18 protein-coding genes and 2 pseudogenes are annotated in these 20970 nt (G+C 46.8%); 8 read left to right on the top strand and 12 right to left on the bottom strand.

Features of this window, described 5'->3' with window-relative positions; genetic code table 11:
• Positions 1 to 12: 12 nt before the first annotated feature.
• Positions 13 to 1233 (top strand): amino acid aminotransferase, encoded by a 1221-nt coding sequence (locus FTT63_RS04960; RefSeq protein WP_180192037.1) that lies wholly within the window; start codon positions 13 to 15, stop codon positions 1231 to 1233.
• A 74-nt stretch (positions 1234 to 1307) separates the two neighbouring features.
• Here FTT63_RS04960 and FTT63_RS04955 read toward each other — a convergent pair whose 3' ends face one another.
• Positions 1308 to 3416: an EAL domain-containing protein gene (locus tag FTT63_RS04955; RefSeq protein ID WP_180192036.1), complete on the bottom strand. Its 2109-nt coding sequence runs from the start codon at positions 3414 to 3416 to the stop codon at positions 1308 to 1310.
• A 313-nt stretch (positions 3417 to 3729) separates the two neighbouring features.
• Positions 3730 to 4845: an S-(hydroxymethyl)glutathione dehydrogenase/class III alcohol dehydrogenase gene (locus FTT63_RS04950; RefSeq protein WP_180192035.1), complete on the bottom strand. Its 1116-nt coding sequence runs from the start codon at positions 4843 to 4845 to the stop codon at positions 3730 to 3732.
• 123 nt (positions 4846 to 4968) lie between these two features.
• On the opposite strand from FTT63_RS04950, the gene FTT63_RS04945 reads away from it, so the two are divergent.
• The 3 genes and pseudogenes from FTT63_RS04945 to FTT63_RS04935 all read left to right on the top strand — a co-directional run bounded on the left by FTT63_RS04945 (position 4969) and on the right by FTT63_RS04935 (position 7875).
• The gene (locus FTT63_RS04945; protein WP_180192034.1) at positions 4969 to 6537 is read left to right on the top strand and encodes a phospholipase D family protein; all 1569 of its coding nucleotides are present in this window, start codon (positions 4969 to 4971) and stop codon (positions 6535 to 6537) included.
• A 195-nt stretch (positions 6538 to 6732) separates the two neighbouring features.
• Positions 6733 to 7170, top strand: coding sequence for a hypothetical protein (locus FTT63_RS04940; RefSeq protein WP_005178205.1), 438 nt, complete (start codon positions 6733 to 6735; stop codon positions 7168 to 7170).
• A 196-nt stretch (positions 7171 to 7366) separates the two neighbouring features.
• Positions 7367 to 7875 (top strand): annotated as a pseudogene (locus FTT63_RS04935) (pyridoxamine 5'-phosphate oxidase family protein).
• On the opposite strand, the gene FTT63_RS04930 reads toward FTT63_RS04935, so the two are convergent.
• The 6 genes from FTT63_RS04930 to FTT63_RS04905 form a co-directional block, all read right to left on the bottom strand.
• Positions 7872 to 8462 (bottom strand): uracil-DNA glycosylase family protein, encoded by a 591-nt coding sequence (locus tag FTT63_RS04930; RefSeq protein WP_171065083.1) that lies wholly within the window; start codon positions 8460 to 8462, stop codon positions 7872 to 7874. The pseudogene FTT63_RS04935 and the gene FTT63_RS04930 sit on opposite strands and share 4 nt — an antisense overlap.
• Positions 8463 to 8477: 15 nt before the next feature.
• Positions 8478 to 9206, bottom strand: coding sequence for an SGNH/GDSL hydrolase family protein (locus FTT63_RS04925; protein WP_180192033.1), 729 nt, complete (start codon positions 9204 to 9206; stop codon positions 8478 to 8480).
• Between the two features lie 167 nt (positions 9207 to 9373).
• On the bottom strand, positions 9374 to 10117 hold the full coding sequence (locus FTT63_RS04920) for an SDR family oxidoreductase (protein ID WP_016658074.1): 744 nt from the start codon (positions 10115 to 10117) through the stop codon (positions 9374 to 9376).
• Between the two features lie 15 nt (positions 10118 to 10132).
• Positions 10133 to 10831 carry a histidine phosphatase family protein gene (locus FTT63_RS04915; protein ID WP_180192032.1) on the bottom strand — a complete coding sequence of 233 codons (699 nt, stop codon included), beginning with the start codon at positions 10829 to 10831 and terminating at the stop codon, positions 10133 to 10135.
• Complete coding sequence (locus FTT63_RS04910; protein ID WP_104487283.1) at positions 10828 to 11949, bottom strand: phosphotransferase family protein; 1122 nt, start codon at positions 11947 to 11949, stop codon at positions 10828 to 10830. The genes FTT63_RS04915 and FTT63_RS04910 overlap by 4 nt, the downstream gene beginning before the upstream one ends.
• 91 nt (positions 11950 to 12040) lie before the next feature.
• Positions 12041 to 13282 carry an acyl-CoA dehydrogenase family protein gene (locus FTT63_RS04905; protein ID WP_180047041.1) on the bottom strand — a complete coding sequence of 414 codons (1242 nt, stop codon included), beginning with the start codon at positions 13280 to 13282 and terminating at the stop codon, positions 12041 to 12043.
• Positions 13283 to 13376: 94 nt separating this feature from the next.
• On the opposite strand from FTT63_RS04905, the gene FTT63_RS04900 reads away from it, so the two are divergent.
• Both FTT63_RS04900 and FTT63_RS04895 read left to right on the top strand, forming a co-directional pair.
• Positions 13377 to 14294, top strand: a complete 918-nt coding sequence (locus FTT63_RS04900; protein ID WP_005178217.1) for a LysR family transcriptional regulator — start codon at positions 13377 to 13379, stop codon at positions 14292 to 14294.
• A 287-nt stretch (positions 14295 to 14581) separates the two neighbouring features.
• Complete coding sequence (locus tag FTT63_RS04895; protein WP_005178218.1) at positions 14582 to 15139, top strand: thermonuclease family protein; 558 nt, start codon at positions 14582 to 14584, stop codon at positions 15137 to 15139.
• Between the two features lie 40 nt (positions 15140 to 15179).
• Here the strand turns inward: FTT63_RS04895 and FTT63_RS04890 are convergent, their stop codons facing one another.
• The 3 genes and pseudogenes from FTT63_RS04890 to FTT63_RS04880 form a co-directional block, all read right to left on the bottom strand.
• Complete coding sequence (locus FTT63_RS04890; protein ID WP_005178219.1) at positions 15180 to 15287, bottom strand: hypothetical protein; 108 nt, start codon at positions 15285 to 15287, stop codon at positions 15180 to 15182.
• 63 nt (positions 15288 to 15350) lie between these two features.
• Positions 15351 to 16355, bottom strand: a pseudogene (cydB, locus tag FTT63_RS04885) (cytochrome d ubiquinol oxidase subunit II).
• Positions 16352 to 17797: a cytochrome ubiquinol oxidase subunit I gene (locus tag FTT63_RS04880; protein WP_180192031.1), complete on the bottom strand. Its 1446-nt coding sequence runs from the start codon at positions 17795 to 17797 to the stop codon at positions 16352 to 16354. Before FTT63_RS04880 ends, cydB begins: the two are co-directional and overlap by 4 nt.
• 418 nt (positions 17798 to 18215) lie before the next feature.
• Here FTT63_RS04880 and FTT63_RS04875 point away from each other — a divergent pair, with 418 nt between their 5' ends.
• Both FTT63_RS04875 and FTT63_RS04870 read left to right on the top strand, forming a co-directional pair.
• Positions 18216 to 18659: a MarR family winged helix-turn-helix transcriptional regulator gene (locus FTT63_RS04875; RefSeq protein WP_016658066.1), complete on the top strand. Its 444-nt coding sequence runs from the start codon at positions 18216 to 18218 to the stop codon at positions 18657 to 18659.
• Positions 18656 to 19864: an MFS transporter gene (locus tag FTT63_RS04870; RefSeq protein WP_016658065.1), complete on the top strand. Its 1209-nt coding sequence runs from the start codon at positions 18656 to 18658 to the stop codon at positions 19862 to 19864. The genes FTT63_RS04875 and FTT63_RS04870 overlap by 4 nt, the downstream gene beginning before the upstream one ends.
• A 14-nt stretch (positions 19865 to 19878) precedes the next feature.
• On the opposite strand, the gene FTT63_RS04865 is transcribed toward FTT63_RS04870, so the two are convergent.
• Positions 19879 to 20859, bottom strand: coding sequence for a GlxA family transcriptional regulator (locus FTT63_RS04865; RefSeq protein WP_180192030.1), 981 nt, complete (start codon positions 20857 to 20859; stop codon positions 19879 to 19881).
• Positions 20860 to 20970 lie beyond the last annotated feature (111 nt).

Here is a 20970-nt window from a genome sequence, read left to right as displayed (position 1 = left end):
CAGGAAGATTGTATGTTTCAACATGTCGATACCTATGCCGGCGATCCGATTCTGTCCCTGATGGAAGAATTCCAGCATGATCCGCGTCCGCATAAAGTTAATCTCAGTATCGGGCTGTATTATAACGAGGCCCAGCAGGTTCCGCAGTTGCGTGCCATCCAGCAGGCTTATCAGGACCTAAATGCCGAGCAGCAGAAGGTCAAACTGTACCTGCCAATGCAAGGTATGCCGGCTTATAACAGCGCCGTCCAAGCACTAATTTTTGGCGAAGATAGTCCGGCTTGTCAGGCCGGTCGTGTAGTGACCTTACAAACGCTGGGTGGTTCGGGCGCGCTAAAAGTGGCGGCAGATTTCTTAAAACGCTATTTTCCAGCCTCTGAATTATGGGTTAGCCGCCCGACCTGGGATAACCATATTGCGATTTTCCAGGGCGCCGGCATTCGTTGCCATGAATATCCGTATTTTGATCCGCATAGCGGTCAGGTGGACTTTGCTGCCATGCTGGATTGCCTGCAACAGCTGCCGGCGCAAAGTATTGTCCTGCTGCATCCCTGCTGTCATAACCCGACCGGTGCCGACTTGTTGCCAGCGCAGTGGGATCAGCTGATTGAGCTACTGGCGCAGAAGCAGCTAATTCCGCTCTTGGATATGGCCTATCAGGGCTTCGCCGAAGATTTTCACGCAGATGCTTATGCCATCCGGGCGATGGACAGGGCCGGCCTGAATTTTCTGGTCAGCCATTCATTTTCCAAAATTTTCTCTTTATATGGCGAACGGGTTGGCAGCTTAAGTGCGGTCTGTGATGATGCCACCACCGCCCAAAGCGTGTTAGGCCAGCTGAAAGCCACCGTACGCCGGATTTATTCCAGCCCGCCGACTACCGGCGCGATGCTGATTCAGCATGTGTTACACACGCCGACGCTGTACCAAAGCTGGCAGGACGAACTGACCGAAATGCGTGAGCGCATTCAACAGATGCGTGAGCGTTTAAAACAGCAGCTCGAACTTGCCTTACCGGGGCAATCTTTTGACTATCTGACCCGGCAGCGCGGCATGTTCAGCTATACTGGCTTGAGTGCAGCCCAAGTCGATCAGCTCAAGCAGGAGTTTAGTATTTATCTGGTGCGTAGTGGCCGGATGTGTGTGGCAGGACTAAACCAGAACAATGTCGATGCAGTGGCACATGCCATGGCACAGGTATTACAGCATAGTGATACTGCTCTCACTGCTTAGGCCTCTGTTCCCTCGCAAATAAAAAACGGGCCATGTGCCCGTTTTTATATTTTTATACCGTAAAAATTTGAAGATTATAAAGCGGCTTTTAACATCTGCTTGGCTTCATGCTGATTGACGGCATTGCTGAACAAATAGCCCTGACCAAAATGGCAGCCAAACTGTTTCAGGGTTTCAAACTGCTCTTTGGTTTCAATACCTTCGGCAATAATATCCAGGGATAAAACCGGCCCCAGTTTGATAATCGCCTCGACAATGGCCTGAATTGATTTATCACTATTGATGCGGTTGACGAAATCACAGTCAATTTTCAGGCTATCTACCGGATAATCACGTAAATGGGTTAAGGAGGAATGTCCGGTGCCAAAATCATCCAGCGAAATGCGAATACCGGCCTGTTTCAGTTTATAGATGGTACGAATCACACATTCAGAGCCACGCTCGGCCAGCGATTGCTCAGTAATTTCAATTTCAATTAATTGCGCCGGAATCTGATAATGCTGCATCCGTTTTAACAGCACTTCTGCGTAGTTATCGCGCATCAATTCCACCGGCGAAGCATTAATTGACACCGGCACCGTCTGTAGACCCTGTTTGATCCAGCTTTGTAAATCACTAAAAATGGCCTGCTGCATCAATTCACTGATTTTTGTAGTCAGCTCATAATCGCTAAAGGCTTCTAGCAGCTCTTTCGGATAACGGTAACGCTGCTGTGCATCCTGCCAGCGTAATAAAGCCTCAAAGCCAATCAGCTCACCGGTTTCAATACACACTTTCGGCTGATAAAACGGTACAATCCGCTGTTCACGAATAATCATGCGTGCAGTCTGCAACTGCTCTGCCTTGCTCTGGACCGCCGCCAGCATAGAATGATCAAACATGCGGATGCCACCTCGGCCACCGGCTTTCAGGTCATTCAGCGCGGTATCGGCACATTTCATCAGTTCGGGAATTTCTCTGGCATCTTTGGGATACATCGAACAGCCAATGCTCATGCCGCAGTTAATGACCCGGCCGCTATAGGTAATGGGTGCATCCAGCAGTTTGGCAAACTTCTTGGCCAGTTCAATCAGCTGCTGTTCATTTTCAACCGAATGCACCACCACGGCAAACTCATCACCACCCAGGCGCGCAATACTGACCTGTTCTGAAATATATTTTTGAAAGCGTTTGGACAATACTTTTAATAAATGATCGCCGGCCTGATGGCCCAGGGTATCGTTAATATTTTTAAAATGATCCAGGTCAATCAGCATGACCCCGACCAATGTGCGGGTTTCTTTGGCGACCTGAATTGCCTGTTTGGTTTTTTTCCGGAAAGTTCGGCGGTTAATCAGCTTGGTCAGATCATCGACTTCACTGCTGAGTCTTAATTTATCTTCGGCAATTTTTTGCAAGGTCACATCACGCGACACACATAAAATACTGGTGGTTTCGCCGTGTTCGTTCAGCACTGGGGTCAGCATGTTGTCCCAGTATTTCACTTCATCCTGATTAATGCTCATACCCGGGAAATGGGAATTTTTGCCTTTAATCGCCTCACGAATGGCCTGCTGACCTTTTTCACGAGCTTCGGGTGGTAACAGGTCAAGCCATTTCATGCCGAAGTTCTTTTCCCGCTCTTTGCCTAGCAAGGCCTGGCAACCTGAACGGTTCATATGCGACAGTGAGCCATCCGGTTTGACAATCTTGATACAGTCAACACTGACATCCAGCATATGGGTGTGGGCACGTAAGGTATCTTTGGTTTCCCGATATTTCACCGCACTGTCATGAATATTGGTACAGCTGATCATCCACTGGTCACAACCCTCGAGCTGCTGCGAATTTCGGGCAATTAACAAAAACCAGTGATAGCGCTGCTGGCGATCCCGAATCCGGCATTCTTTTTCAAAACTCTGACCACTTTTTTGCGCACTTTCCCATAAAAAACACAGATGCTCGGCATCTTCCGGGTGAATGGCATTCAGCCAGCTTTGAGCAGTCAGGCTTTGCTCATCTGAAGCAAGATACTGTTTAAAATTAGAATTATATAGATGATGTCCGGCTGAACTAACCCAAATCAGTTGTGGCATCATTTCAATGGCGCGAATAAAGTCTTTCTGAAAAGGAGATTTCTCAAGTTTAGGCGTGACCTGTTTGGACTTGTCTTTTAATACCTCAAGCAGATTAATATGACTCATATCGCATTTTCCAAGTTATAGTGCCAATAAGATCACACCTCTATACAAATATGTATTATAAGAGCTATAAAAATTATTTTTAACCCACGGTAAATAAAAATACCCAGTTTTTGTATATTCTTTTTGTAATTAAAATGGCTTAAAAATATACAATTTTCTGTGCATATTCCTGACTTTAAGCATGCAGCCTAGTTCTACTTTGTAGCGAGACTGGGCAATTTTGATAGAAAAAAGATATCAGTTGTGATGGTTTCTGTGAGTGCAGATACAAAAAAACACCGGGTCTAAGCCCGGTGTTTTTTAGATAAGGTCATTACGACTCGAAATGAATTACACTACGAATTGATTTACCTTCATGCATTAAGTCAAATGCTTCATTAATCTGTTCTAACGGCATGGTATGGGTAACAAAAGGCTCCAGCTGAATATCACCTTTCATGGCCTGCTCGACCATGCCTGGTAATTGTGAACGGCCTTTAACGCCACCAAATGCAGTGCCCATCCATTTACGGCCCGTCACCAATTGGAATGGGCGGGTCGAGATTTCTTTACCGGCACCAGCCACACCAATAATCACCGATTGGCCCCAGCCACGATGGGCACATTCCAGCGCGGAACGCATGACGTTGACATTGCCGATACATTCAAAGGAATGATCAACACCCCAACCGGTCATTTCAACAATCACTTCCTGAATTGGGCGCTCATAATCATTCGGGTTAATGTAGTCAGTCGCACCAAACTGTTTGGCCAGTTCAAATTTTTCCGGGTTGGTATCAATTGCAATAATACGGCCGGCTTTGGCCTGACGCGCACCTTGCACCACGGCCAGACCAATCCCGCCTAAACCAAACACGGCAACGCTGTCACCTTCCTGCACTTTGGCAGTGTTATGCACCGCGCCAATACCGGTGGTTACACCACAGCCCAACAAGCACACCTGTTCATGGTTGGCTTCCGGGTTAATTTTGGCCAGTGACACTTCGGCCACCACAGTATATTCACTGAAAGTTGAGCAGCCCATGTAATGATAAATGGGCTGACCATTATATGAAAAACGGGTGGTGCCATCTGGCATCAAACCTTTACCCTGGGTAGCACGCACCGCCACGCACAGGTTGGTTTTACCCGATTGACAGAACAGACATACACCACATTCCGCGGTATACAGTGGAATCACATGATCACCCGGTTTAAGGCTGGTCACGCCTTCACCGACTTCCACCACCACACCCGCGCCTTCATGACCCAACACGGCTGGAAACACCCCTTCAGGATCATCACCTGACAAGGTAAAGGCATCCGTATGACATACACCGGTATGACTAATTTTAACCAAGACTTCTCCAGCTTTTGGCGGAGCCACGTCTATTTCTACAATTTCAAGGGGTTGACCCGGACCAAATGCGACCGCAGCTCTTGATTTCATGAAATTGATCATCCTTTTGATACGTCTTTAACAGATGTCTTACAGTAACCGCTTTTTATCAACAGATTCAACCTATAACATCATGATAATCTATATGAATCAGTAAAAATTTACTTCATAAAAATGATGCCATTAAAATATTACAACATGATCTGGTTGTGCTGTCTGATTCTGGCATGTACCGGTTGTAATTCGCTTGAACAGAACTATGCTGCGCAGGATGCGCCAATTGAACCAGATTTTGAACACTGGATGCCGCGACCAGAGGCACAGGCACAACTACAACGCGGACAAACCGCCTATTTACCGCTGTATGACGGATTTATCAGTATTGCTTCACGTTTACATTTAATTCATAACGCCAAACATCATTTAGACCTGCAATATTACATCTGGACCGATGACGAAATTGGTCATTTAGTGCTGGCCGAATTACTCAAAGCCGCCGACCGCGGGGTACAAGTCCGGTTACTGATTGATGACCAGAATGGCACCCAACTGGACGATACCTTGCTGGCACTCAGCCATCATCCGAACTTTAAAATTCGCCTGTTTAATCCTTATAAATTCCGTCATTTTCGGGCACTGGATTATGCCTTCCGGATGCAGGCAGTGAATCACCGCATGCACAACAAACTGATTATTGCCGATGGCGCGATTGCCGTGACCGGTGGCCGCAATATCAGCCGGGAATATTTTGATGCCAGTGATGACTTTCAGTTTACCGATGTAGATATTCTCTTTGCCGGTAATGCGGTCAAAAAAGCCAACGATAATTTCGGTGCTTTCTGGAACCATGAACTGAGTTTTAATCTGGTCCAGCTGATGGACCAGAACAGCAATAAATACCATCGTAATAGCTTGACCTTGCTGCGGGAAAAATATGCCAGCCAGCAACTGGATGAACAGGAGGTGCAACGTCGGATCAGTTTTGCCGAGCAACAGGTGGCGCAGTATTTAAAACAGCGTTCCTATCATTGGGCCAAAGCGCATTTTGTGGCTGACCCGCCAGAAAAAATCCAGGGCAAAGCCAAAGATGAAGAGATGATTTACCATCAGATGATCCAGATTATGGGCACGCCCGATCAGCATCTGGAATTAGTATCTGCCTATTTTATTCCGACTCAACGCGGTACGGATTATATGAGCCGTCTGGCAGAAAACGGCATTGATATCCGGGTTTTGACCAACTCGTATATGGCCAATGATGTACCGATTGTACATGCCTTCTATCAGCAATACCGGCCGCAGCTATTGGCCAGTGGCATTCGACTGTATGAGTTCAAGCGTTATATTCAGCGCGAAGAACGTACCTGGTATGAAATTATTACCGGTAACGTGATTCCAGCCAAAGGCCGCAGTGCTTCCAGCCTGCATGCCAAATTCTTTGATATTGATGGCAAGGTATTTATTGGCTCTTTTAATTTTGATCCGCGCTCGGCTTTTTTAAATACCGAAGTCGGGCTGGTGCTGGAATCTGATGAACTTCAAGATGAAATTTCAGATTCATTGAATCAGTACCTGCCGCAAATTGCCTATGAACTAAGGTTAGATGAGAAAGGACAGATTATCTGGCTGGATTATCAAAAAGATGGTTCAGTGATTCAGCACAAGGTTGATCCGGAAACCACCAGTTTCCAGCGTTTTGTGATGAATTTAATGACCCATGTCCCAATCGAGTGGATGATGTAATGACATCCACATTACAGTAAATATACATTGACCAAGATAATTGAATACGAGTTGCTCTATGGGTTTGCAGCAAACCCGATACCCGGAGAGATTGTGTGATCTCTCACTTCGTATTTATCGCCAGAAGGTTTTACTCTTCTGCTACATTACTTTAAAATTCACGCTTTATTTTTCTTCTTTTTTAGATCTCTCCTCATGCAATTTTTTGATTTAAGCCGTCAATTTAAATTAAGTGATATTCTCAGCCCGACTAAAACCCTGAATGAATTGGGCCAGCAAGAGTGGTTTCTGGCCAAAGTGCGGGTCGAACATGATTGCCTGTCCGACTCGGAGCAGCTTGAAGGTCAGGTAGTGTTGCAATCGAATGAGAATATTCAGCTGGAACTGGAATGGCTGATTCAGGACACCGGTTTTGAATTGCAGGTGTTGTTTAAGGGTGTAGAAACTGCGGCTGAACAGGAAACCTTGGTGATGGTCAAAGGTGCACAACTGGTGGATGATGCACAGCAACCGCTCTCAGCCCAAGCCCTCAGCTTATGGATTGATGGCACTTTATTACCGATGTTGCCGCAAATCCGCAAGGAAATTAAAGCCCGCCTGAATTTATGGGATTATGTGGAATACGGAGCTTAAGTCCTTTTATTCTGCTTTTACTGCTGAAACATGAAAAAAGAGCGAAGTTTTTCGCTCTTTTCTGAGCTGTGCTCGTCAGATTTCCTCTCGTTCTATTTTTAAATCCAATTTATGATGAATATGCAGTTGCGCTTTCACGCATAACAATAGTTCTGGTCTTTATTATGCTGGTTTTAACTATAAAATGAGTATAAAAATGAACAAGAATATGGATGCTCAAACCTGGGGGCAAATACGACAAGTGGTTGCGCAGGCGCAGCGCGCCAGTATGCACTGCTCCATCGCCAGTGTGAGTCCGGAAGGTATCCCGAATATACCCCGATTGGCACCTTATTTTTAAATGACAGCTCTCCCACCGGTTTCTTTTTTGACACCTACTCTGCCACGCTGCAACCGCATCTCAAACATAATGCGCAGGCCTGTATTCAGGCCGTAAACAGTAGCCGCGGGTTCTGGCTAAAATCAATGATGTCAGGTCAATTTCGTACTTATCCGGGTGTGCGTTTATATGCTGAAATTGGTGAGTTACGCCCGGCCACTGCCGAGGAAATGCATCAGGTGCGCCGTAGAATTGCGCCGTTAAAATGGACACGCGGCAGCAAGCTGATCTGGTCGGATTTCACCCAGGTCCGGGAGGTGCATATTCATGCATTTAGATGGGTAGAATATCCATCAATGATGCCAAAGACATCCTCTCTTTTTTAAAGCAGGCCGACATCCTTAAACAGACCGCAATAAAGTTCAGCCTTTTTCTCCACCGCTAAGGGATAGGCGCGAGATGAAGATGGCATACGGTATAAATGCAGCTCTCGACCAGCAAAGATCGCCTGTGAAGATTGGCCAATTACCGGTTTCGGCGTGCCTTCCGGCATTGATTCCATCAAGGTATCAGTAGCTTTATCACCCGTGGTCATAATGTACTGGCACAGCGGCATTTGCTGGAGCAGCCGATTTAAATCGGTCGGGGTGTGAATATGCAGAAATTTATCTGAAGCATTGCCCTTTAAACGGCTGATCCGGTAGGCGGTATCAAACAGCGCAATACCGGTATCTTTTAAAAAGTTTTGAATCAGTTCGAGCTGAAAGTTTTTATTCGGCAGGTCTAAAAAATAGTTTTTATCCTGAAAAAAGCAGATACCAAAAATCCGCCACATATCATTCTGATAATTCGGATAATAAAATTCCATTTTCCAGCGATTTTTGGGCGGTGGAAAACTGCCCATCATCAGCAGTTTGGCATTGGAGGGTAAAAAAGGCTCAAAGGGATGGGTTTCAATTTCAAGATCATCAATCATAAGGCAGCAAACTCAATTCACTTTATTCATCTTAAGCCGTTGTTTAATTTTGAGTGTTACTTCTTTGCCCCATATTTGATAAATTTCTTTACTCGGATGAAAGCCATCTTCGGCCATTTCCAGTTGCATCTGCTGATATTGTGCAATGTCATATTCAATCCAGTCCATGTTTGGCTGCTTTTGAATAAATTTATGCAGTTCACGGTTCATCTGCTTGGCATATTGGCCAAACAGCCACGCCAGCGGATTCGGTAAAGCCGGGAAAAGTTGCATCGGTGGTACACCTGCTGCAAGGATGAGCTGTGGCTGGAATTTAGCTGCAATCAGTTGATACAACCGCGCCTGTTTTTGAATCCAGATATCGGCCGGCATCAGTTTGGTGACATCATTCACCCCGACCGAGGTGACCACTACATCAAACTTTTCAGTGTCCAGCTGCTGAACGCTTTGAATGACCTGACCCGTGGTATTGCCTGTTTTGGCATGCAGTTTCCAGCTGACCTGAAATTCGGAAGTGAGTCCGGCCAGAATCGCGCCGAGCAAGGCATCTTCCTGATGGCTAACGCCAACGCCGGCAGCGGCTGAATCACCCAGAATCAAAATGGATAAGGCCTGTCCCTGACCGTTCGTGCCCTCACGTTCCCCTTCTGGCTCTGCCAGTCTTAAGGTATTTTTCTTGACCCAGCGGCCTTGAATAATCAGGGCTGGAATTAAACCCAAGGTTGCAAGCTTCAGAAACATCGCATTGTCGATCATCTTCAAAAAAATCGGGCCTATTTTAACCAAAATAAGCCCTCTATTTTTATCTTTCTATGAAATATTTTTAAATTTTCAAATATTTAAAACAAACATTTAAAATAAAAAGTGAAAAGCGCCAAATGGAACTTTTCACTTGATATACATGTGGATTAACCGAGTTTATTGACCAGTTTTAATGGTAAGACTTTCATGGCCAAGCCCAGCGGTAACCATGGCCATTTCGGCACATAGGCTTTTACCGGTGCTTTTTCAATTTCTGCGGCCAGTAAACGTGAACCGGTTTGCTCATCCACTTCAAATGGTAATTTTTTCGCGCCTTCGTTAATTTCGGTACGGATATAGCCCGGGAAAATGGTGGTAACTTTAATTGGCGTATCAATCAGCTCGGCACGGATGCCTTCGGCCAGATGTGCCACGCCGGCTTTACTGGCACCATACGCCGTCAGATGTTTTGGCATACCACGCATTGCACTCATGGAAGAAATCATCACCAGATGGCCAGAATTTTGAGCACGGAAAATTTCCACCGCAGCTTCACATTGCGCCAGCGCTGAAATAAAGTTGGTTTCAACCGTGGCGCGGTTAATCGCAAAGTTGCCCTTACCGATCCGGCGGCCTTCACCCACCCCGGCATTGACAATAATCCGGTCAATTGTGCCGAGTTCTTCTTTAAAGGCACGAAATACCTCAAATACCTGATCATAATTGGTGACATCTAAAGTTTTTGCGGCCACGCTCACGCCGTACTTGCTTTCCAGTTCCTGTTTTAAGCTTTCCAGACGTTCCATACGACGTGCACAAATGGCCAGGTTATAGCCTTTTTGCGCAAATTCGCGGGCCATACCGGCACCAATACCGGAACTTGCGCCGGTAATTAAAATTGTTTTGGTCATCTGTCTATTCCTTGATTAAATCCAGGTTAATAATTCTGGATGTTGTGCTTTTATAAAATGATGTTCATTCAGACTTAACAGCTGTGGCTCATTGCCGACCAGACGCAAAGTGGTCATGCTGGTATTGGCGATGGCCCAGTTCAGTGCAAAAGTCCGGTTAGGATTCAGTTCCAGAATTTTTCCAGCGACAACCGAGATAACACCACCCGAAGTAAACACAATCGCGTAACGCGGTTTGATTTTGGCCAGTTCATCACACAGGTTTTGCAAGGCGGTTTCGACCCGAGCCTTGAAATGCGGCCAGGATTCTTCATATTCATGGTGATATTCACCGCCAGTCCAACGCTCAATGGCACCTTCAAAAATTTTTGCCAGATACGCCCGCGGATTAAGCTCTTTGGCTACATCGGCCTTTAATAAATGCGGTTCATTAAAGCGCGGTTCGTATTGGGCAAACACCTGCTGATGGTTAAACTCGTTCCAGTCCGGATTGGTGACCAGATGAGCTTCCGGGAAACATTCCGCCAGAGCGATCTGTGCGGTCTGCTGATGGCGCTGCATGGAGCCGGCCACCACATAGGGTTCTTCTTTTAAAATGTTGTCAAAATACTGACCCAGCAGTTTGGCCTGCAATTCCCCATTCGGTGAAAGCTGGTCATAGCTTTCTGCACCAAAAGAAGCCTGGCCATGACGGATTAAATAAATGGTCGTCATTTCGGCAGCAGCTCCTTAAATTTGGCCATATATTTTTGTGCCAGCTCATTGGCTTCAATTTTTTGCAGCCCAATCAGTTTTAATGCACGGATGTGCAAGGCATGAATCACAATCCAGAAATCTTTAAAGGCCGGATTATTGGTCTGTTTATGATAATAACGGTAGTAAATCTGCTGGGCGATCACTGCCAGACGGAAAATCCCGAACACTTCATAGAAAGTCCAGTTTTCCGGTTGCAGGCCGGTTTTTTCCAGATAGTAATCGACCACCTGTTTACGGGTGAACATGCCTTTTAAATGGGTCGGCTGACGGCGGGTGGCTTTAAAAATCTGGTTATCGGTTTCTTCTACCCAGTAGGCCAAAGCGGAACCAAGATCCATCAGTGGATCGCCCAGAGTTGCCATTTCCCAGTCCAGCACGCCAATCACTTCGGTTGGATGCTGCGGATTTAAAATCACATTATCAAAACGCCAGTCATTGTGAATAATGCAGGTGGTGGAATCTGCCGGAATATTCTCGTGCAACCATTTACGTACATATTTAAATGACGGCACATTCAGGGTTTTGGCTTTTTCATAACGACTGTCCCAGCCTTCTACCTGACGACGGCAATAGCCCTCACCTTTACCCAGTTTTTCCAGTTCGGTGCCCTGATACGGCACCTGATGCAGCTCGATTAATTTATCAATCACATTAATGCACAGTTCCTGAACCTGGGTTTCATCAAAGTTCAGTTCTGGCGGCAGTTTGGCCCGCGGGATAATACCTTCCACGCGCTGCATGATATAAAAATCACAGCCAATCACCGATTCATCCTGACACAGCGCCACCATCTGCGGTAACACCGGATAATACGGTGCCAGATTTTTTTGTACATGATATTCACGCGCCATGTCATGCGCAGATTTGGCTTTGGTGCCTTTGGGTGGACGACGTAAAATTAAATCGGCATTGCGATAGTTCAGACGATAGGTCCAGTTGGAGGCACCGCCTGAATATTGGGTCACTTCCACGGGTTCCTGAACATCAACCCCTTGTGCCTTTAACCATTGGCTTACTGCCTGAATATCCAGTTCCTCGCCTTCACGAACCTGACCGCCAACATCAATCACTGACATGTTATTTTCCTGATTTTTCACTTTTTTAGGTCTTGCCCTATTAGAGCATTTTCAGCTGTAAAGACCCACACTGTTTCTGGTGTTTTGCCACTTATTTTTTACGACGGGTACTGTAGCCACGTTTGGCCAGTTCCAGTTTGGCAATCATGCCTTTATGCACTTCATCGGGACCATCGGCCAAACGTAAGGCACGCGCCTGGGCAAAGAAACCGGTCAATGGCGTATCGCGGGACAGCCCGGCACCGCCGTGGATTTGCATGGCCATATCCACCACTTTTTCCAGCACGCTTGGCGCCACCACTTTAATGGCAGAAATTTCTGTTAAGGCGGCCATATTGCCTAAAGTATCCATTTTATAGGCAGCATAAAGTGTTAACAGGCGTGCCTGATCAATTGCCACACGCGCTTCGGCCACACGCTCCAAATTGCCACCGAGTTTCAGGATTTCCTTGCCAAAGGCAGTCCGGTTCATGCCGCGGTCAATCATCAGTTCCAGTGATTTTTCTGCCGCACCGATACAACGCATACAGTGATGAATACGGCCGGGTCCTAAACGGCCCTGGGCAATTTCAAAACCTTGGCCGGCACCGCCAATAAAATTGGCCACTGGCACGCGGACATTGTCAAAGCTGACTTCACCATGGCCATGCGGCGCATCATAATCGCCAAACACCGGTAACATACGTTCAATTTTCACCCCTGCAGTATCGACCGGGACCAGCACCATCGAATGTTGATGATGACGGTCTTTGCTTTCGTCCGGGGTATGCGCCATAAAAATAATGATTTTGGCATTCGGATCACCCAGACCCGATGACCACCATTTACGCCCGTTCAGGACAATCTCATCGCCTTCTACCACCGCCGTAGCCTGCATATTGGTCGCATCAGAAGAGGCGACTGCCGGTTCAGTCATACAAAACACCGAGCGGATTTTACCTTCGAGCAGTGGCATCAGCCATTGCTGTTTTTGCTGTTCTGAACCATAACGCCATAACACTTCCATGTTGCCGCTATCTGGCGCGTTACAGTTAAATACGGTCGGGGCAATCAGGCTACGGCCAGACAGTTCGGCAATATGTGCATATTCCTGTACTGACAGGCCCTGTCCCAATTCAAGACAAGGCAAAAACATATTCCACAGTCCAGCGGCTTTGGCCTTGGCTTTTAAACTTTCTAATTGAGCCGGCCACTGCCATTGCGTCCAGTCACCGCCCTGATTCAGTTCATGCACCTGCTGCCAAAAGTCGGCTTCAATTGGTTCAATTTCTGTTTGAATAAACTGTTGGGTTCTTTCGAGATAATCCTGTGCGCGTGCTGACAATTCAAACATGACTGTAGCTTCCTCAATCTGTTGTTATATTGGCTTTACAACACCTTAACCTAAAAATTATTATGCATGAAATGATTTTATTGAATTAAGCACTATGCACAATATTCATAATAATAGCCCAATGGATCTGGGTACTTTTCATCGTATTGATATTAATTTATACCCGCTATTTATTGCGATTTTTGAACAAAAAAATATTTCCAAAGCGGCGCAGCTCTTATGTATCAGCCAGTCGGCGACCAGTCACGCTTTACAAAGGCTTAGGTTACAGTTACAGGATGATCTGTTTATTCGCACCGGCCATCAGATGTTACCAACGCCGTTTGCCGAGCAGATTTATCCGACTATTAAAACTGCGCTGCTGTCTATTCAGCATATTGCCCGGCAAAAACAGCAGTTTGAACCGGCGATGGTACATACCCTGAAAATTGCCATACATGATGAAATTGAACCGATTATTTTTCCCAAACTGGTGCAGCACTTTCAGCAGCTGAACTTGGAGATTCAGTTTTTAAGCAGCAAGCTGGACCGTAAAACCATGATTAATGATCTGGCCACCCAGCAAATTGATTTTGTGATTGATCTGGAACACAAGCTGGGCGATAAAATCCAGTTTCAGGCGCTGGTCCAAGACCGTTTCGTGGTTTGTAGCCAGCGTTCATCCATAGATAAAGAATTATATTTGTCTGCGCCGCATATTGGTGTTTCTTCACGCCGTAGTGGTCTGCTGCTGGAAGATATTTATTTAAAGCGCAATCAGCTGTCTCGAACCCTATTATTACGCTGTCAGCATTATTCCACTGCCCTGCAAATTCTGGCGCAGCATGACACCGCGATACTGACTATTCCGGAAAGTATTTTGCGACATTTACATATTGACCCGAAGCTGCATATTTTTGAATCGCCTGTCGACCTGCCGCAAATTGATTTGGGGATGTTCTGGTATAAGGAGATGCAGGAGAATGCACGTCATGCATTTTTAAGAGCGGAGATTTCTAAAATTTTTGCTTAGGCTATTTCAGTAGATTAATCTTAATTATGCTTAGGCTATTTTAAATGAGGTCAGAAAATTTACTTAGGCTATTTAGATCACTCAAATTCAAGGCGCTTTATCTTCATTAAATTTCAAACATCGCTCAAGCCCTTGCCAGATCAGGCGTTGCAGCGTAGCTGATTTGTTAAAAACTAGCTAATTGGCGATTTAATCGACCGGCGAATTGCGCCATTTCTTTTACACTAGCACTTTTATTTTTCACGGTTTACAGCTGGCTGGTCTGTTCAGCTGAATTGAAAGCGTCTATGTTGACTGAACTCTCCCCTTTCTGGCTGCTGGCATTGGCCGCTGGATGCTGTCTTGTTGCGTTTATGCTGTTGGGTAAGATTTCCCGCTTTGTGCAGCAACTGTTTCGACCTTTTAAAAAAGGCAAAACCTATTGGGCGCGGGTCACTGCGGTCAGCGATGGCGATACCCTCACCCTGTACCGTTTTAATTTAAGACGTTCAGAAACCCGCATCCGCTTTGCCTATATTGATGCGCCAGAATCGAGTCAAAGTTATGGTCCGGAAACCCGGCGTCTGGTGAAAACCATGCTGCATCAGAAGGTGGTGCGAGTCAAAATTACCGATATTGATCGCTATGGCCGCCATGTCGGGGTGATTTATCGCTACCGTAAAAATGTCAATGAAGAACTGGTCAAACGTGGCGCCGCCTGGGTCTATGAAGATTATATTCGTGATCGCAAGCAGCTGGCGCATATGCGTGCCTTACAGACTCAGGCCAGAGCACGGAAAAAAGGCCTCTGGAAAAGTAGCCGCCCGGTGCGGCCAAGTGTCTATCGCAAACAGAACCGTAAATAAAATGCTCAAGCGGATTTTTAAAGTCCGAAGATGATTCAGCTTAATAAGCCCATTGCACCAGCAAACGAAAAGCCCCGGCAATCAGCGCCAAAGCCACAAAACCGGCCAGCCAGAGACCAATAAACCACAGCAGCTGTGTACGTTTCATTGCGGCTCCTTGATGACTAAGGGAATAACTGACCTATAATGATGTGCTTCATGTCGATTTTCTTTAATGATAGCCATCATCCCCCACCCGGACTTTATGGCGAAAAATCCAATAGGACATCGCGCTATACCCTAGAATAATCGGAATTAAAATCAGCGCGCCAATGAGGGTGAAACGCTGACTGCTTTCCGGCGCAGCAGCCTGCCAGAAGCTGACCGAGGGCGGAATAATATAAGGCCATAAGCTGATTAAAAAACCGCTATAGGCCAGAAATACCAAGGCCAGCGTATACAAAAATGGGCGAAACTGTTGCTGTTTCCGGCAGGCTTTTAAAGCCAGATAAGTAAAGATCAGCACCAGTATCGGCACCGGAGAGAAATACAGCAGCTGCGGCAGACTAAACCAGCGCTCGGCAATGTGCGGCTGGGTTATCGGGGTATAAATACTGACGGCTGCTAAAACAATCAATAGGCCGATCAGCATCTTCGGCATTAAACGGTACATACGCTGCTGTAGCGCCTAATCGGTTTTAAAAATGAGCCAGCCACAACCTAAAGTGGCGTACAACATTACCACGCCAGCACCAGTAAACAGGCTAAACGGCGTTAACCAGTCCAAGCCATGGCCCGCATATACCCCCTGCTCGGTACGAATACCCTGAATATAAGCGCCCAAAATTACGCCTTGTAAAAAGCTGCTAAAAACAGAGCCACCAATAAAAGCTTTGTCCCACCAGTGTTTGCTGCTGTTGGCCTTAAAACGAAACTCAAAGGCAACACCGCGAAAAATTAAGGCAATCACCATTAAAATGACCGGTAAATACAGGGCCGAAAGTACCGTGGCATAGGCCAAGGGAAAAGCAGCAAACAGGCTGGCGCCTCCCAGCACCATCCAGGTTTCATTGCCATCCCAAATTGGCGCGACGGTACTCATCATCACATCCCGCTCTGCCTGTTCGGGAAAAAATGGAAATAAAATCCCGATGCCCAAATCAAAGCCATCTAACACCACATACATCAGCACCGCGAAGGCAATAATCCCGATCCACAGCAAAGATAAATCTATCATGGCTCATGCTCCTGTTTGGGACGCTCGGCGGGCGGGTTAAGCCGCTCGGTGACACTGCTTAACGGCCGTCTGGAGGCTTGAGTAAGCTCAGCATCAGAGGCTGATGATGGCGCTGAATGAATCAGTTCCGGCCCTTTGTGCATCAGTCTGAGCATGTAATAAATGCCCATCCCAAACACCACAAAATACACCAGTACAAAAATCATCAAACTCAGGCCAACCTGCTCTGCAGATACTGGCGATAAGGCATCTTCGGTACGTAACACCCCATAGACCACCCACGGCTGGCGGCCGACTTCTGTGGTAAACCAGCCGGCCAATAAGGCAATAAAACCAGAGGGCCCCATCCACAGGGCAAAACGCTGAAAACGACGATGTTCATATAAACGCTGTCGTTTACGTAGCCACAATCCCCATAGCGCCAGAATCAGCATCAGCACGACTAAGCCGACCATAATCCGGAAACTCCAGAACACAATGGTCGAATTGGGCCGATCTTCCGGGGCAAATTCTTTTAAACCGGTCACGGTGCCATCCAGCGAATGGGTCAGAATTACGCTGCCCAAGTTGGGAATCGCCAGCACATATTTGGTTTCTTCGGCCTGCATATCTGGAATACCAAACAGATACAGCGGCATGCCTTTCTCATGATTGGTATTCCAATGCCCTTCCATCGCTGCCAGTTTGGCTGGTTGATGTTGCAGGGTATTCAAGCCATGTAAATCGCCCACCAGCACCTGTAAGGGAGTTAAGATCAGCATCAGCCACAGGGCCATCGAAAACGAGGTTTTTACCAGTGCATCCCGACGGCCTTTAAGTAAATGCCAGGCAGCCGTGGCAGCCACTAGCAAAGCAGAGACCCAAAAGGCGGCAATAGCCATATGCGCCAGCCGATACAGGAATGACGGATTAAAGACAATGGCCCACCAGTCCTGTGGCACCAGAATGCCATTTTCGATGCTGAAACCTTGCGGAGTTTGCATCCAGCTATTGGCTGATAAAATCCAGAACATGGAAATACAGGTGCCAATTGCGACCATTAAAGTCGAGAAAAAATGTGCTTTAGGTCCCACCCGTCCCCAACCAAACAGCATGATGCCGAGAAAACCCGCTTCCAAAAAGAAAGCGGTGAGCACTTCATAGGCCAATAATGGTCCGGTGACACTGCCGGCGATACGGGAAAATTCACTCCAGTTGGTGCCAAACTGATAGCTCATGACAATGCCAGAAACCACCCCCATGGCAAAGGCGACCGCAAAAATCTTGACCCAGAATTTAAACAGGTCCTGATAAATCGGATTACGACTGCGTAACCAGCGCCATTCCAGAATCGCCAGAAAACTGGCCAGACCAATGGAAATGGCCGGAAAAATGATATGAAACGAAACTGTAAAGGCAAACTGAATCCGGGCCAGTTCCAGCGCGGTAAAACTGAGGGTCATCATGCCACCTTTCAAAAGGTCGAGCTGCGCTCAGGGTGTAGAGTTTTAAATATAGCGTTTTGAATTTTTCTCATCGCGCTTCAGCATAGGACGAAGTTGTATAGGCCTTGTGTAGGCTTTTGATCAAGAATCTTTAAGCGAGTAATTTCTGCAACTGATGAGTTTTTTTGGAAGATAGAAGCGCTGATTTTTTATTCTTGCGGTTTATCAGCTGGATAGACAGGACTGGATGAGAGGAATTTTTGTAGTTCAGTTGATTGACCTTAACGCTGCTTAACAAATCTATAGCAATACACGTTGCCCCCTCATCTTTTATCATCTGTTTTTTTGAATCCTTCCCTGGCTTCCCTACTTGAAAAAAATTCCGAACAGGCGTACATTGACTTTGTTTTAGTTACCCTGGTTAACTATTTTTTTTATGCCAAGCTCTCCCTTAAAATTTCGTACCGCTTTATTACGCTGCGCACGTCTGTTCAGCGATGAAGTCAATACCCTGTTATTGCCGCATCAGCTTAATTATTCCTTGTGGCAGGTGTTATATGTCATTCATTTAAAACAGCAATGTACCCAGGTGGATATTGCCGCCTATTTAAAGGTGTCCAAACCGAGCATCACCAAACGTATTCGGGTGTTGCTGGACTTGGGTTTAATTCAGCAACTTGAAAGTAGTGATAAACGGCAGAAATGCCTGACTTTTAGCTCTCACGGGCAGGAACTTTTCAAGCATTGTTCCACCCAGATTGATCAGTTTGAACAACAGCTGCTGCAGTCTTTTACAGTTACGGACATCGCCCATACCCGCGAGATCCTTAATCAGCTGAGTGAACAGTTACAACCGACCCTACAAGGTGAAGACAAATGAGTTCAGCACAAGCACCGCTATGGACCAGAAACTTTATCCTGGTCGGCCTGATCAATTTTCAACTGGTACTGATTTTTTATCTATTGGTGATTGTGATTGTCGGTTATGCCGTGGCGGAATTAAATGCCAGCATTGCCGAAGCCGGTTTAATTTCAGGACTGTTTATTGTCGGCACCTTATTTGGCCGTCTGCTGATTGGCAAATGCCTACAGCGTTTCGGTTATCGTAGCACCCTGCTTTTTGGGCTGGCCGGTTTCTTGCTGCTTTCCTTAGGCTATTTTATAGAGATGGGGGTGACTGCCCTGCTCGGCATCCGTTTTATTCATGGCTTTATGATGGGAGTCGCCTCTACCGTACTCGGCACAGTCATCGCACAAACTCTGCCGCCCACCCGCCGTGGTGAAGGTATTGGCTATTACAGCATGAGCAGCACCCTGGGTACGGCGATTGGTCCTTTTGTCGCGATCTGGATGATGCTGCACACCAGTTATCAGACGATTTTTAGCTTATCCAGTGTCTTGGCGCTGGGCTGTCTGGTAGTGGCCTGTTTTATCCGGATGCCGAACCTGGCGCAGCCTAAACCTGCAGCCACCGCGACAGCAGGCAAAGGTTTTGGCTTCTGGACCCAGTATCTGGAAAAGAATGCGCTGCCCATTTCCCTGATTATGCTGTTTGCTTCCATCTGTTATTCCGGCGTGCTGTCATTTATTAACTTTTACGCCAAGGAAATTGATCTGGTCGAAGCCGCGTCCTTATTCTTTTTAATGTATGCCATCGCCATTTTGTTTTCGCGTCCGTTTACCGGGCGGCTTATGGATCGTAAAGGTGAAAATATCATTATGTATCCCGCCTTTATTGTGATGGCGATTGCCCTGTTTTTACTAAGTCAGGCGCATAACTCCAGTATGCTGCTGCTTTGTGCCGGCTTGCTCGGTCTGGGCTATGGCAATATTCAATCGGTCTGTCAGACTATTGCGGTCAAAAGTACCTCACTGGAACGTATGGGACTGGCGACCTCGACCTATTTTATCTGTCTGGATGCAGGGCTGGGCTTCGGGCCGTATTTGATCGGAATCGCGCTGAAATCGGTTAGTTATGCGCAGATGTATTTCTATAGTGCCATCGCCGCGCTGCTGTGTTTAGGCCTGTATTATCTGCTGCATGGTCGTCATGCTCAGCAGGTGCAGCCACAGTTATCACGCTAACGAAAGCAACACGCTTAAAACCGCCGGCCAAAGCGCTGGCGGTATTCCATTGGGGTTAGGCCGGTTTTCTTGCGAAATAAACGCCGGAATGAACTCGGATCTTCATAGCCCACCATTTGCATAATCCGGTCAATCGGCTGCTCGGTTTCTTCCAGCCGTTTTTGCGCAGCTTCAATACGAATAGCCTGCACATACTGATTCGGCGCCACATCTAACACTGCTTTAAAACGGCGAATGAGCGTGCGCGGGCTGATATTAAAACGCGCCGCCACATCTTCCATATTCAAGTTTTCCCTAAAATGCTGCTCCAGCCAATGCTGGATTTCTTTTACCAAACCATCCTGATGTGGCTTGCTCATACGCATCAAGGAATAGGACAACTGGTTGTCACGGCGAAAATCCAGCACAAAGGATTTGGCCGTCTGAATGGCAATTTCAAAGCCATAAAAACGTTCAATTAAATGTAGCCCCAAATCGAACCAGGCCAACCCGCCACCGGCACAATAGACATGATCGGACTGGGTAATCAGGCGATCCGCCTGCAAATGGACCTCCGGATAGCGCTGCTGGAACTGATCTTTAAAACCCCAATGCGTGGTGGCACTGCGGCCCTGTAAAATTCCGGCTTCGGCCAGAAAAAAATTCCCGGTACAGTTTCCGGCAATCAGGCATTGGGCTTGATCGGCCTGTTGCAGAACATTCATGAGAGACTGATTTTTTTCCAGAATCTGCTCGATGGAACCGGCCAAAGTCGGAATCACCAGCAAATCGGCCTGCTGGATTTCACTATAGGCCAGATGCGCCTCAATGCGTAAACCATTACTACATTGCACCGTTTTTCCCTGTGGCGAGGCAATCTGCACCTGAAACAAACGCTGGATGTCCTGTTTCTGAATCCGGTTCCAGCTGATGCCGGCCAGACTGAATAAGTCCGCCACACCGGTTATGGCCGAAGCCAGTGCACCATCATAGGCCAGAATAAAAACCCGCTTCATGCTTTCTTCCCAAATGTCGTTTTTAGCTCCTTGAGTGTCATTATTGACAATTTATCTGCCAATACAAGTCTTGTTAAGCTAGTGACAATCAATAAAAACAGGTAACGGCAT

It is taken from the genome of Acinetobacter sp. C15 (assembly GCF_013420645.1).
Lineage (GTDB): Bacteria > Pseudomonadota > Gammaproteobacteria > Pseudomonadales > Moraxellaceae > Acinetobacter > Acinetobacter indicus.
Note: the sequence above shows the minus strand (reverse complement) of the source record. Positions and strands in the feature narration are given on the sequence as shown.

Bases quoted from the DNA above. Each gene is read 5' to 3' on its own strand.
- FTT63_RS04960 (WP_180192037.1), top strand. From the start codon at position 13: ATGTTTCAACATGTCGATACCTATGCCGGCGATCCGATTCTGTCCCTG.
- FTT63_RS04955 (WP_180192036.1), bottom strand. From the start codon at position 3,416: ATGAGTCATATTAATCTGCTTGAGGTATTAAAAGACAAGTCCAAACAG.
- FTT63_RS04950 (WP_180192035.1), bottom strand. From the start codon at position 4,845: ATGAAATCAAGAGCTGCGGTCGCATTTGGTCCGGGTCAACCCCTTGAA.
- FTT63_RS04945 (WP_180192034.1), top strand. From the start codon at position 4,969: ATGATGCCATTAAAATATTACAACATGATCTGGTTGTGCTGTCTGATT.
- FTT63_RS04940 (WP_005178205.1), top strand. From the start codon at position 6,733: ATGCAATTTTTTGATTTAAGCCGTCAATTTAAATTAAGTGATATTCTC.
- FTT63_RS04925 (WP_180192033.1), bottom strand. From the start codon at position 9,206: ATGTTTCTGAAGCTTGCAACCTTGGGTTTAATTCCAGCCCTGATTATT.
- FTT63_RS04920 (WP_016658074.1), bottom strand. From the start codon at position 10,117: ATGACCAAAACAATTTTAATTACCGGCGCAAGTTCCGGTATTGGTGCC.
- FTT63_RS04915 (WP_180192032.1), bottom strand. From the start codon at position 10,831: ATGACGACCATTTATTTAATCCGTCATGGCCAGGCTTCTTTTGGTGCA.
- FTT63_RS04910 (WP_104487283.1), bottom strand. From the start codon at position 11,949: ATGTCAGTGATTGATGTTGGCGGTCAGGTTCGTGAAGGCGAGGAACTG.
- FTT63_RS04905 (WP_180047041.1), bottom strand. From the start codon at position 13,282: ATGTTTGAATTGTCAGCACGCGCACAGGATTATCTCGAAAGAACCCAA.
- FTT63_RS04900 (WP_005178217.1), top strand. From the start codon at position 13,377: ATGCACAATATTCATAATAATAGCCCAATGGATCTGGGTACTTTTCAT.
- FTT63_RS04895 (WP_005178218.1), top strand. From the start codon at position 14,582: ATGTTGACTGAACTCTCCCCTTTCTGGCTGCTGGCATTGGCCGCTGGA.
- FTT63_RS04890 (WP_005178219.1), bottom strand. From the start codon at position 15,287: ATGAAACGTACACAGCTGCTGTGGTTTATTGGTCTCTGGCTGGCCGGT.
- FTT63_RS04880 (WP_180192031.1), bottom strand. From the start codon at position 17,797: ATGACCCTCAGTTTTACCGCGCTGGAACTGGCCCGGATTCAGTTTGCC.
- FTT63_RS04875 (WP_016658066.1), top strand. From the start codon at position 18,216: ATGCCAAGCTCTCCCTTAAAATTTCGTACCGCTTTATTACGCTGCGCA.
- FTT63_RS04870 (WP_016658065.1), top strand. From the start codon at position 18,656: ATGAGTTCAGCACAAGCACCGCTATGGACCAGAAACTTTATCCTGGTC.
- FTT63_RS04865 (WP_180192030.1), bottom strand. From the start codon at position 20,859: ATGAAGCGGGTTTTTATTCTGGCCTATGATGGTGCACTGGCTTCGGCC.